This is a genomic window from Dellaglioa sp. CoH-55-MRSF-8, assembly GCF_056782195.1.
Map to the genome: position 1 here is coordinate 42,866 of NZ_JBXAYH010000002.1, position 13,205 is coordinate 56,070.

Below are 13,205 nucleotides of genomic sequence, written 5' to 3' on the forward strand. Positions count from 1 at the left end.
GAGGTAGATAAATTATGGCAAAAATTATAGGAATTGATTTAGGAACAACTAACTCAGCTGTTGCTGTGTTAGAAGGTAAAGAAGCAAAAATTATTACAAACCCAGAAGGAAATCGTACAACACCATCTGTTGTTTCATTTAAAGATGGCGAAACTCAAGTTGGTGAAGTTGCTAAACGCCAAGCAATCACAAACCCTGATACTGTTGCATCAATTAAACGTCACATGGGAGAAGAAGGCTACAAAGTAGATATTCAAGGAAAATCATACACACCACAAGAAGTTTCTGCTATGATTTTACAATACATCAAAGAATATTCTGAAGCTTACTTAGGCGAATCAGTAACACAAGCTGTTATTACAGTTCCTGCTTACTTTAACGATTCACAACGTCAAGCTACAAAAGATGCTGGTAAAATTGCCGGTTTAGAAGTTGAACGTATTGTTAACGAACCTACTGCTGCTGCTTTAGCATATGGTCTTGAAAATACTGAAAAAGATGAAAAAATCCTTGTATTCGATTTAGGTGGTGGTACATTTGATGTTTCTATCCTTGAATTAGGTGATGGTGTCTTTGAAGTACTATCAACAAACGGTGATACTAAACTTGGTGGAGATGATTTTGATCAAAAAATCATGGACTGGTTAGTTGAGACCTTCAAAAAAGAAAATGGTATTGACTTATCAAAAGATAAAATGGCAATGCAACGTCTTAAAGATGCTGCTGAAAAAGCTAAAAAAGATGTATCTGGTGTTACTAGTGCACAAATTAGCTTACCATTTATTACAGCCGGTGCTGCTGGACCTTTACATTTAGAAGCAACATTATCACGTGCAAAATTTGATAATCTTACACAAGACTTAGTTGAACGTACACGTATTCCAGTTCAAAATGCTTTAAAAGATGCTGGATTAACAAATGCTGATATTGATCAAGTTATCTTGGTTGGTGGTTCAACACGTATTCCTGCTGTTCAAGCATTAGTTGAAAAAGAAACAGATCACAAACCTAACCAATCAGTTAACCCTGATGAAGCTGTTGCACTTGGTGCTGCAATTCAAGGTGGTGTCATTACTGGTGATGTTAAGGATGTTGTTTTACTTGATGTAACACCACTTTCATTGGGTATTGAAACAATGGGTAGCGTCTTTACTAAGTTAATTGATCGTAATACAACGATCCCAACAAGCAAGTCACAAACGTTCTCAACAGCTGCAGATAACCAACCTGCCGTTGATATCCATGTCTTACAAGGTGAACGTCCAATGGCTACTGATAATAAAACATTAGGCCGTTTCCAATTAAATGATATTCCTGCTGCACCTCGTGGAATCCCTCAAATTGAAGTTAAATTTGATATTGATAAAAATGGTATTGTTAACGTTTCTGCTAAAGATTTAGGCACAAACAAAGAACAAAAAATTACAATCAAGAGTTCAGGTGGTCTTGCAGAAGACGAAATCGAACGCATGGTTAATGAAGCTAAAGAAAACGAAGAAGCAGATAAGGCACGTAAAGAAGAAGTTGATTTGAAGAATGAAGTTGATCAATTATTATTCTCAGTTGATAAAACTTTGGAAGAATTAAAAGGTAAAGTAACTGAAGAAGAAATTAAATCTGCTGAAGATGCTCGTGATGCTTTGAAGAAAGCTCAAGAAGATAACAATGTTGAAGATATGAAAGTTAAGAAAGATGAATTGAATAAAATTGTTCAAGACTTAACTGTTAAATTGTATCAACAAGCACAAGAAGCTCAAGGTGAAGCTGGTGCTGAAGGCACGGCTAAAGACCCTAAAGATGAAACTGTCGATGGTGACTTCGAAGAAGTTAACCCTGAAGATAAGAAGTAATCTTTACTAAATTTTGAGTGTGATAGAAAGTCAAAGGCCTTTGGGACTTTGGCTTTTTATTTCATGTTAGACATGTTATCCTATTTAGAGCAATAAAAACCAAAAAGGTTATTCGGAGGTACGGAATGGCAGAGAACAAAGATCCATATAATGTACTTGGTGTGACTAAAGATTCGTCACCTGAAGAAATAAAAAAAGCGTATCGTAAGTTATCTAAACAATATCATCCGGATATTAATAAGGATGCTGGTGCCGAAGATAAATTTAAAGAAATCACTGAAGCATATGAAACAGTTGGTGATCCACAAAAGAAAGCTGAATACGATCAATATGGTTCAGCTGGGTCTCAAGGTGGTGCTTACCGAGGATTTGGTGGTCAAGGACAACAAGGTGGATTTGGCGGCGGTGGATTTGAAGATATTTTCAGTTCATTTTTCGGCGGTGGTGGTGCTTCCCAAGATCCAACCGCTCCACGAGCAGGTCGTGATTTGCAATACGAGATGACATTGACATTTAATGAAGGTGTTTTTGGTAAAGAATCAACAATTAAATACAATCGTAAAAGTCTATGTGCTACTTGTTCTGGTTCTGGAGCAAAACCTGGAACTTCTCCAATTACATGTCATAAATGTGGTGGTCGAGGTACTATCCAAGTTGAGCGTCGTACGCCACTTGGAAACATGATGACTGAACAAGAATGTGATATTTGTCATGGTACAGGTAAAGAGATTAAAGAAAAATGTGATACATGTCATGGATCAGGCCATATTGATGAAAGACATGAAGTTAAAGTAACTGTTCCTGCTGGTGTTGAAGATGGTCAACAGATGCGTCTTCAAGGACAAGGTGAATCTGGTGAAAATAGTGGACCTTATGGAGATTTATACATTATCTTTAGAGTTCAGGCTAGTGGCACATTTGACCGTGAAGGTCCTGATATTTACATTGATGTTCCAATTAGCTTTGTCCAAGCTGCATTGGGCGACGAAGTAACGGTTCCAACCGTTCATGGAGATGTAAAAATGAAGATTCCCGCTGGAACACAGACTGGAACGACTTTCAGATTACGTGATAAGGGTGCGCCTAAATTACATGGTAAGGGTAATGGTGATCAAGAAGTGACGGTTAATATTGAAACACCTCGTAATCTTAAAAAAGAACAAAAAGATGCTTTGAAAGAATTTGCTACAGCTAGCGGTAAAAACGTTGTTGGCGAAGGTAATTTATTTGATAAGTTAAAAGATCAATTTAAAAATAAGAAATAAAGTTAAAAATAGAATCGTCTTCTAAGATGATTCTATTTTTTTGTATGCGAACTGTAATTGTGTTTAGTAGCGTTGATTGTTATAATCAGAAGAGATAGAAACAAGAAAGTAGGACGCTATTAATGGATTTTGAAGAAATGCAAGATAGACAAAAACATATTCGAAACTTTTCGATTGTAGCACATATTGATCATGGAAAATCCACACTTGCGGATCGTATCCTCGAGATGACTGATACAGTTACTAAACGTGAGATGCAAAATCAATTACTCGATTCGATGGATCTTGAACGAGAACGTGGAATTACAATTAAATTAAATGCGGTTGAATTACATTATCTTGCTAAAGATGGTGAAACATATATCTTTCATTTAATTGATACACCAGGACATGTTGATTTCACTTATGAAGTTTCAAGGAGTTTGGCGGCTTGTGAAGGTGCTGTACTTGTTGTAGACGCTGCTCAAGGTGTTGAGGCACAGACACTCGCAAACGTTTATTTAGCGATTGATGATGATTTGGAGATTTTACCAGTTATTAATAAAATTGACTTACCATCTGCTAATGTTGAAATGGTAAAAAAAGAAATTGAAGATGTTATCGGATTAGATGCCTCTGATGCCGTTCTGGCAAGTGCTAAAAATGGTATTGGTATTGAAGAGATGCTGGAACAGATTGTAACGAAAATTCCTGCACCAAATGGTGATTTAAAAAAACCATTGAAAGCTTTAATTTTTGATTCAATCTATGATAGTTACCGTGGCGTTGTTTTGAGTATTCGGGTGGTTGACGGTGTTGTAAAACCTGGCGACACAATTGAATTAATGAATAGTAAGAAAAAATATGAAGTGACTGAAGTTGGGGTTATGTCACCCAAAGCAGTTAATCGTGATTTTTTAATGGCCGGAGATGTTGGGTATGTTACAGCGGCAATTAAAGATATTCGAGATACACGAGTTGGTGATACAGTAACTTCAGCTGACAATCCAGCAACTGAAGCACTAGATGGTTACCGTGCAATTAATCCTATGGTTTATTGTGGGTTATATCCCGTAGATAATTCAAAATATAATGAATTACGTGAGGCACTTGAAAGATTACAATTAAATGATGCTGCTTTACAATTTGAACCAGAAACGTCACAAGCACTAGGATTTGGGTTCCGTTGTGGATTTTTAGGGTTATTACACATGGATGTTGTCCAAGAGCGGTTAGAACGTGAATCTGGGTTAGATTTGATTACAACGGCACCATCTGTAATTTATCATGTTGATTTAACTGATGGTGAGAAAATAATTGTTTCTAACCCTTCTGAAATGCCAGAACCATCATCAATTAAGCAAATTAACGAACCTTATGTGAAAGCAAGTATTATGGTACCTAATGAATATGTTGGAGCAGTCATGGAACTTTGTCAAAAAAAACGTGGTGTTTTTGAGACGATGGATTACTTAGATGAATTCCGTGTAAATATTATTTATCATATGCCTTTATCAGAAATTATCTTTGATTTCTTTGATAAATTAAAATCTAATACACGTGGATATGCATCCCTGGATTATGAAGAAGAGGGTTACCGTCCAAGTGATTTAATTAAAGTTGATATCTTGTTGAATGGTGAAGCAGTTGATGCATTGAGTTTTATTGTTCATCGTGATTTTTCTTTTGAACGTGGAAAAGGTATCGTCAATAAATTAAGATCATTAATTCCGCGCCAAATGTTTGAAATTCCAGTTCAAGCTGCTGCTGGACAAAAAATTATTGCAAGAACAAATATTAAAGCATACCGTAAGGATGTTACAGCTAAATTGTATGGTGGAGATCGAACACGCCGTATGAAACTTTTGGAAAAACAAAAAGCTGGTAAGAAACGAATGAAACAAGTTGGTAATGTTGAGATTCCACAAGAAGCATTTATGGCAGTCTTGAAAATTGATGAAGATGAAGAATCTAAGAAAAAATAAGTAAAAACGACAACCGGAAAAGTCTGGTTGTCGTTTTTTTTATGATAAGTATGCTTCATTATTTTGCATGTAAACCATCTCATCGTATGAAATTTGTTCTCTTAACAGATTTGCCGTTGCAGGGGTGATTAATTTTTGTTCTAATTGAAGTTGAACAAAATTATATTCTAATTGAAAGGCATTTATAAAAATATTATTTTGTAAGATAAGTTCAGTCTCATTTGAAAACATTCTTCTGTGTCTAACTGATAAAAATTGTCTAACCAGAGTAACGGCCATTGAATTGTCAACAGTGGTAATAGAGGTTAAATAAGTAATTGCTGCCTGATAACTAGATTCCTCCATTAAAATAAAGTCATCTTTTGTATTATTATAATATTTTTTGAAAGTATTTTTTTGATTTTCAGTAACCTGAGATAGCGCTTTTTCGCCTTTCTTAATAGCAAAATGTTTAAATAAATGAAGTGAATAGAATTTCAAGTGTATTATGAGATGTTTAAGTGAAAATCCACGGGTTGATTGATAAGTTGTAGCAAGATACTTTTCGTACCAAGAACCAGTTTTTTCAGAAACCTGACCACTCGATAATAATTCATGCAAAATATTTTCTTCAATTTCTTGTGTTTTTTCTAATAGGTCATAAAAATCACTCTTTTTAGGCCGTTTTAAAAAATTTTGTTGGTTATATAGCGTTTCAATTACTGTTTGTCTTTCTGGACTAGGAATATTTGTGACATTAAGTTGTTCAACAGTGTAAATAACCATCTTAGAACGAATTTCACCAATATTTTCTAAAATAGTAATCTCATTCTTTTTGGTAATTAAGTGCGGTAGTAGGAAAGTAGGAACTAACATGCTAATTAATATAACTAATGCAGCTATAAAAATGATTTCATTTCTCATAGGGAATTCAATTCCTGAAACAGTTACTAATGGTAATGAGTATGCCATGGATAGTGTAATTGTTCCGTGAATTCCACTTAGGGCAAATGTAAAATCGTCTTTTGTTGATAAATTTTTTAATAGGAAGTGGGACCATAGAAAACGCATTAGTGTCATAATAAAGTAAATACCAATACTAATAACAAGTAAAATTAGTGAATTAAATCCTGAGCTTTTTAATAAATCCGAGGTAACAGTAGGCAATGTTAAACCTAGAACTACAAAAACAAACCCATTTAAAGCATCTGTAAGTACTTTCCAAATACTACTTGATATAAATTGTAATTTAGTTGAAGATAACCGTAAACGATCTTTTTGAACACCATGAATTAAACCGGCAGCAACGACTGCTAAAATACCTGAACAACCTAATTCTTCAGATATAAAATAAATTAAAAAAGGAGTTATTATTTCAATTGGAATCATAATTGCTGTATCTTCGATGTGCCAATTTAGTAACGTTAACCTTATTTTAACGAATACTAATCCTAAAAATGCACCAATTAAGAGTCCACCAAAAAATGATGTGCTAAAAGCACTTAGACCTTCGTTCATAGAAAAAGTACCTGAAGAGAAAGCAGTTAATGCTAAACTAAGACCAACAATACCAGATGCATCATTAAACAAGGATTCATTTTCCAATATATTCATCATTGACTCAGGAATCGGTAAATTTTTTGTCACTGAAGATACTGCTACTGTATCTGTGGGTGTGACAATCGCTGCTAACGCAAATGCTAAGGCAAGTGATAAATCAGGTAAGACTGAGTGAACTAAAAACCCAGTGACAATTATTGTTGCACCAACTAAAATGATGGCTAATGAAAGCGTCGTTAAAATATTTCTAGCTAATGCTCTTCTAGATGTATTTTGGGCTTCATTGAAAATAATAGGTGCAACGATTATCATAAAAAATAATTCTGGGTTAAGTTCGAAATGTTGGAAATTTGGTAATAAAGAAAGCGCTAATCCTATACCAATTTGATAAAAAGCTTGTGGAACTTTTGGAAACTTAACAGCAATCACATTTGCGATAACCACGCCACCAAGTAATAATAAGATAGCAGATAGTGAATCCATAATATTGCCTCCAATAATTTCAATTTAGAATGGTGTCTATTTTAACACATGTCTAAATTTAACAACATAATAAAAGGCTAAGTTATCTAAAATAACTTAGCCTTTTATTAATTTATACGAATAAGTTAATAAGCATAACACCACCGAGCCCTGAAACAGAGACGACTGTTTCAAGAACGGTCCACGTTGCGAGTGTTTCTTTAACGGTTAGATCAAAATATTCTTTAATCATCCAGAAACCAGCATCGTTTACGTGAGATGCAATTAAACTACCTGAACCAATGGCGATAACCATTAATGCAGGATCAACGCCTGACCCAGCTATTAAACCACTGACTAGACCGGCAGCTGTTAATGCAGCAACTGTTGCAGAACCAAGAGAAATTCTAAGAAGTGCAGCAATTAACCAGCCTAACAATAATGGTGATAACGATGAGGATTCAAACATTCTTGAGATAACATCTGCGACACCACCATCAACAAGAACTTGCTTAAATGCACCTCCACCACCAATGATTAAGAGTAGCATTGCAATTTGTTTAATGGCAACTTCAAGAGAAGCCATAATATCTTTGACTGGGATCTTTCGGGCAATACCCATTGAATAGATAGCGAACAGAAGGGAGAGCAGCATGGCAACGCCAGGAGACCCAACGAACATGAAAAAGGAATCTATAGAGTTAGGGTTCTTTGGTGTTATCCCTTTATTAATAATCATGTCGTAAACTGTTGAAATAGCCATAATTACAACGGGAAATAAAGATGTCAAAGTACTCATTGCAAAACTAGGTGTATCTTCAAGTTTAAATTCTTTTTGTGTTCCTAATGCGCTTAAATTTCCTTTTTGCTTAAATGCCGAAGGAATATATTTTTTTGCAATCATAGCGAAAAGTGGACCGGCAATCAATGTTACCGGAATAGCTAATAGTAATCCGTAAATAAGAACCATCCCTACATTAGCATTTAGTGCTGATGCAATTGCAGTTGGGGCGGGGTGAGGTGGTAAAAAGCCATGAGTAACTGAAAGTGCAGCTGCCATGGGAATCCCAAGATATAAAACTGAAATTCCTAATTCCGTAGCAATCGCAAAAACGATTGGGATCAATAAAACAATACCAACTTCGAAAAATAATGCAATACCAATAATGAATGATGCAAGTACGACTGCTAATTGAATCCATTTTCGACCAAATCGGTTAATTAAAGTAGTCGCAATCCGATAAGCACCACCTGAATCAGCAACCAGTTTACCTAGCATAGCACCAAAACCGAAGACTAAGGATAAATGACCTAATTGACTACCAATACCATTTTCGATAGAAGTCGTGATTTTATCTAAAGGCATCCCTAATCCAATGGCAACAACAAATGATGTGATAATTAATGAAACAAATGTATTTAATTTAAATTTAATGATTAATAAAAGTAAAAAGAGAATCCCAATAAAAACAATTAAAAGTGGCATAGTAACTTTCCCCCAATGAAACTAGATTTGATGATAATGTTTCCGCTGGAAATCAGCAATATTTTTATATTCAGCGCTTAATGACCTACTTACTCGAACAAATATAGGTAATAGCTCACGATATACTTCAAAGTTTTCTTTTTGTGGTTGGTGGACATGCATGGAACCAATCATATTTTCAACAGCAGATAGATCAGCAATTAAATGTAAACTTTGCATTCCTAAGACAGCTGCGCCAAGACAAGAACTTTCAAAACTTTCAGGAATTGTAACTTCTTGTTCAAAAATATCGGCTAATAATTGTCGCCATAAAGATGATTGGGCAAAACCACCTGTTGCTTGGATTCTAGTGGGTTTCCCAGCAATTTCAGTTAGTGCTAACATGACCATGTCTAAATTGAAAACGATCCCTTCAAGTACAGCTCGAGCCATATGCGCACGTGTATGTTGACGTGTTAAACCAAAGAATGAACCTCTAGCATTAGCATCCCAGAGTGGTGCCCGTTCGCCACCAAGATAGGGGTGGAAGAGGAGTCCATCGGAACCGGCAGGAACCTTTTCTGCAATTTGAGTGATGACTTCATAGGGATCAATTTTCATTTGTTCAGCAGTAATTTTTTCGGGTGTAAATATCTCATCGCGCAACCAGCGGAAGACGATACCGCCATTGTTAACTGGCCCACCAATGACCCATTTATTTTTGGCGAGCGCATAACAGAATAGTCTACCTTTAGGATCTGTAACAGGGTGATCGATAACCATTCTAACGGCACCACTCGTACCAATTGTGACAGCCGCAACACCCGGTTCGATAGCATTAACACCAAGGTTTGATAGAACACCATCACTTGCACCAACAATAAAAGGAACATCACGTTGGATACCAGTTATTTTAGAAAATTCAGTATTTAGTCCGGATAGTTGGTACGTTGTTTCAACTAGTTCTGGTAACTGTTCAGGTGTGACACCAGTTACAGATAATGCTTGCTTATCCCAATCTAAATTAAAAATATTGAATAAGCCTGTAGCTGACGCTAAAGAATGATCAATAACAAGTCGATCAAATAATTGATATAAAATATAATCTTTAATACCAACAAAATAGGCTGCCTGATTAAATAAATCTGGTTTATCATTCTTTAACCAAATTAGTTTTGATAATGGTGACATAGGATGAATAGGTGTTCCAGTTTTGAGATAAATTTCATGACCAACACCTGATTCATTTAAATCATCACTCCACTTGCTAGCTCTGTTATCAGCCCAAGTAATCGATCTAGTTAACGGTTTATGATTTTTATCAAGTAGAATTAAACTGTGCATGGCAGCTGAAAATGAAACGCCTTTTAAATCAGTGGGGCGTAAGTTCGCTTTTTTATTGACCTCAGTGATTGCTTTTGTTACAGCAGCATAAATTTCATCAGGATCTTGTTCAGCCATCCCATTTTCTTCTTGATAAAGTGAGTAACCAATATTAGCGTATTCAATTACGGTACCTTTAAGATCGTATAAAACTGCTTTCGTGCTTGTTGTTCCAATATCAACACCGATTATATGTGGCATAGTGATCTCCCTTGAATAAATAGTAGTATGAATAATAAAGTTTATTAAAATTACAGTTAACGCTTACATTATCGTCTTTGAGTTAATTTAAAGCAACTATCTTTACTTATTTAAAATTTGATAATAAAGGATAGAATGCTGCTAAAATTAAAAAGAAGGAAAGAATAATGATTAGAATAGTTTGACGGCGATTACCATGATGTAAGAATAAGTTTAAACATGAGGTAACAGCAATGTAACCACCAAGTATCATCAAAAAGATAAATGTATCTGTAATAGGATTTAAACTAATAAGCGAAAAAAGTCCCAGTATCAATAGCCAGTTACGACTATTTTTTTCCCAGGCTAACGAGCCAAAAAAAAGTGACTTATATGAAAATTTTCGACGTTTTTTTTTCGTAAATGTAGAAATATAAATAATAGTGGTCATAATAAACCAAATGGAAAGAATGAATGGACCGAGATATTGCATAAGTAAACTCCGTTAAATTTAATTTTTTGAAAATAAAGTTGATAAACGTGTCATAAAAGTCGATAAGAATCTTTCGGTTTCAACGGCAACAGCGACAACCGTTGTTGCTTGATTTGAATTTAGGCGTGTCTCGTCACCGATTGTACGTCCAGAAAAAGGCGCTTCTGTGTCAACTTTCATATTGATAGGTAAAGTAGTGACTAAAGATGCATCTATAGCAACGGCAACAGCTAAGGGGTCATGCAAAGCACAGCCGTCTAAATTTGTTTTTAGGTTTGCATAGGCGTTAATATAGTAATCAACAATATCGGCGAAAGCTCGACTTGATGGACTGTCAATTTCACGCCATAGCTCTGTTTCTTTTTTTGTTAAAAGTGTTTTAAGTGTTACGTCTAGACCTACCATTGTAATAGGCAATTTACTTTGGAATACTTCATTTGCGGCTTCTGGATCTTGATTAATATTTGCTTCAGCAACGGCAGTTACATTTCCAGGGATTGTTAAAGCACCACCCATTAAAACGACTTTACCAATTAATGTTTCAATTTTAGGATCTTTTTTTATGGCTAATGATAAGTTCGTTAATGGACCAGTAGGCACAATAATTAAATCTGATTGAAATTCATGTGCAGAATCGATAATAAAATCGATTCCAGATTCTGAGGCGTATGGTTGGCTTGATTTAGGGATTTTTATGTCACCTAAACCGTTCATACCATGTATTTCTTGGCTTATTTCTAAAGTATCAAAAGATTGAGTCGTGATTGAATGTTTCTCACCGAGATAAACTGGAATATTTGATTCACCTAATAAATTAAGTAAGTTCAAACTGTTTTGAACACCAGCTAGCATTTGCAGGTTACCGTAAGAACCTACAATACCAATTAAATCAATTTCGGTACTAGCGAGAGCATAGGCAATAGCCAATGCATCGTCAATACCAGTGTCTAAATCCAAAATCATTTTCTTTCTTCCCATAAATAAAACCTCCCCAATATTTTAATAACCTTAGTTTACCAAAAAAAGCGATAAATTGTTATCGTTTTCCTCTTTAATTAATGCATGAATGAATGCAATGCTTTATAATAAACTTTGAGAACTAAACAAAATTTGATGTAATTTAAATTTATTTAAAATATGAGGTGATAGTATGGCACAAGAAACATTGTTTGATTATTTAAAGAAGGAATTACCAAAAATTGATTTTGATGGTGATATTGTATTAGATTGGCAGAAAAAGGATCATACATTTACAGTAGATCTCACATTTTATGCTGAGAATAAGTCACAACAAGCAATTCTTGATATTGAAGGTGTTAACTCAGAATTACCCATTATTTCATTTGGGGATGCTATATTACTCTATGATGAAGAACGTTTTGACTCAAAGGAAGTTGAAAAAGAGTATTTAACAACATTACCCTTTCAAGGGAAATCGGGTTGGGAACGCTCAGAGGCAGCAGCATTTATTAACTATTTACAAATTGTACTAGACAATGGTCAAAGTGATTTGTTAGATTTTTTGAATGATGATGATGCTGAATTCTTTGAACTAAGTTGGTCAGCTAGCGATTTTGAAAAAATTCAAAAAGCACAAAGTACAGAAAAAAGTATGCGATTAATTTATCCAAAATTTTAGGAGGATTTCAATTTGAAATGGACAGAAGTAAGTATCTCAACAAGTAGTGAAGCTGTAGAAGCGGTTTCTAATATTTTAATTGAAAGTGGTGCTGAAGGTGTCCAAATTGATGATTCAAAAGATTTTGAAAAATTAATGCAGGATAATTTAGACGGGAACGATTTTACATCAGTTGAGCACCAAAATGATGGAGCAAAGATTTCTGCCTTTTTCCCTGAAACTATTTTTATTCCTGAAATATTGCCAACTATACAGAGTAGGGTTAATCAATTAGCTGATTTTGGACTTAATCCGGGACGTGGTCTGATTGAATTGAATGAAGTGGATGACCAAGGTTGGGGATTGGAATGGCAACAATACTACCATCCGGTTAGAGTTACCCGATTCCTAACAATAGTACCAAGTTGGGAGAAATATCAGGTGGTCCAACCTGATGAAAAAGTGATACGTTTAGACCCTGGTAAAGCATTCGGTACAGGAACACATCCCACAACCCGGCTAGCTTTGGTAGCACTAGAGCAAGTAATACGTGGAAATGAATCTATGATTGATGTTGGAACAGGTTCAGGTGTTTTAAGTATTGCTGCAAAACATCTTGGTGTTGGTCATATTGATGCGTATGATTTGGACGATATTGCAGTAGATGCTGCCGTATTAAATTTCAACTTAAATCCAATTGCAAATCAGATACATGTAGCAGCTAATGATTTACTAAATGGTATTGATAATAAGGTTGATTTAATTGTGGCTAATATTTTGTCCGAAATTATTGTACCGTTAATTCCGCAAGCTAGAAGAAATTTAAATCCAGGTGGCCATTTTGTGACATCTGGGATTATTGCAGATAAAGTCGATTTAATCAAGGAGTCACTGGTAACTGGTGGATTTGAAATACAACAGATTTTAAATATGGGTGACTGGTTCTCAATTATTGCAGTTAAAATGGATTTGGAAGGTTAGGTAGT

At 35.0% G+C, this 13,205-nt stretch carries 10 protein-coding genes; 5 read left to right on the forward strand and 5 right to left on the reverse strand.

The genetic code is table 11. The annotated features are described in order from the left end of the window. Window positions 1–14 precede the first annotated feature (14 nt). The 3 genes from dnaK to lepA all read left to right on the forward strand — a co-directional run bounded on the left by dnaK (window position 15) and on the right by lepA (window position 5,079). Entirely contained in the window at window positions 15–1,850 is a 1,836-nt protein-coding gene (dnaK, locus tag AC1RPW_RS02030) for a molecular chaperone DnaK (RefSeq protein WP_481761376.1), read from the forward strand. 125 nt (window positions 1,851–1,975) lie between these two features. Beyond that, window positions 1,976–3,115: a molecular chaperone DnaJ gene (dnaJ, locus tag AC1RPW_RS02035; RefSeq protein ID WP_481761375.1), complete on the forward strand. Its 1,140-nt coding sequence runs from the start codon at window positions 1,976–1,978 to the stop codon at window positions 3,113–3,115. A gap of 122 nt (window positions 3,116–3,237) precedes the next feature. Further along, window positions 3,238–5,079 (forward strand): translation elongation factor 4, encoded by a 1,842-nt coding sequence (lepA, locus tag AC1RPW_RS02040; protein WP_481761374.1) that lies wholly within the window; start codon window positions 3,238–3,240, stop codon window positions 5,077–5,079. Window positions 5,080–5,118: 39 nt separating this feature from the next. On the opposite strand, the gene AC1RPW_RS02045 is transcribed toward lepA, so the two are convergent. The 5 genes from AC1RPW_RS02045 to AC1RPW_RS02065 all read right to left on the reverse strand — a co-directional run bounded on the left by AC1RPW_RS02045 (window position 5,119) and on the right by AC1RPW_RS02065 (window position 11,579). Then, window positions 5,119–7,101, reverse strand: coding sequence for a cation:proton antiporter (locus AC1RPW_RS02045; protein WP_481761373.1), 1,983 nt, complete (start codon window positions 7,099–7,101; stop codon window positions 5,119–5,121). A 112-nt stretch (window positions 7,102–7,213) separates the two neighbouring features. Beyond that, the gene (locus tag AC1RPW_RS02050; protein ID WP_481761372.1) at window positions 7,214–8,566 is read right to left on the reverse strand and encodes a gluconate:H+ symporter; all 1,353 of its coding nucleotides are present in this window, start codon (window positions 8,564–8,566) and stop codon (window positions 7,214–7,216) included. Between the two features lie 21 nt (window positions 8,567–8,587). Beyond that, window positions 8,588–10,129 carry a gluconokinase gene (gene gntK / locus AC1RPW_RS02055; RefSeq protein ID WP_481761371.1) on the reverse strand — a complete coding sequence of 514 codons (1,542 nt, stop codon included), beginning with the start codon at window positions 10,127–10,129 and terminating at the stop codon, window positions 8,588–8,590. Between the two features lie 106 nt (window positions 10,130–10,235). Next, window positions 10,236–10,559 (reverse strand): hypothetical protein, encoded by a 324-nt coding sequence (locus tag AC1RPW_RS02060; RefSeq protein ID WP_481761370.1) that lies wholly within the window; start codon window positions 10,557–10,559, stop codon window positions 10,236–10,238. Window positions 10,560–10,619: 60 nt separating this feature from the next. Further along, complete coding sequence (locus AC1RPW_RS02065; protein WP_481761369.1) at window positions 10,620–11,579, reverse strand: nucleoside hydrolase; 960 nt, start codon at window positions 11,577–11,579, stop codon at window positions 10,620–10,622. A gap of 172 nt (window positions 11,580–11,751) precedes the next feature. Here AC1RPW_RS02065 and AC1RPW_RS02070 point away from each other — a divergent pair, with 172 nt between their 5' ends. Together AC1RPW_RS02070 and prmA are read left to right on the forward strand one after the other, a co-directional pair. Then, on the forward strand, window positions 11,752–12,240 hold the full coding sequence (locus tag AC1RPW_RS02070; protein WP_481761368.1) for a DUF3013 family protein: 489 nt from the start codon (window positions 11,752–11,754) through the stop codon (window positions 12,238–12,240). A gap of 12 nt (window positions 12,241–12,252) precedes the next feature. After that, entirely contained in the window at window positions 12,253–13,200 is a 948-nt protein-coding gene (gene prmA, locus AC1RPW_RS02075) for a 50S ribosomal protein L11 methyltransferase (protein WP_481761367.1), read from the forward strand. The last annotated feature ends 5 nt before the right edge of the window (window positions 13,201–13,205 follow it).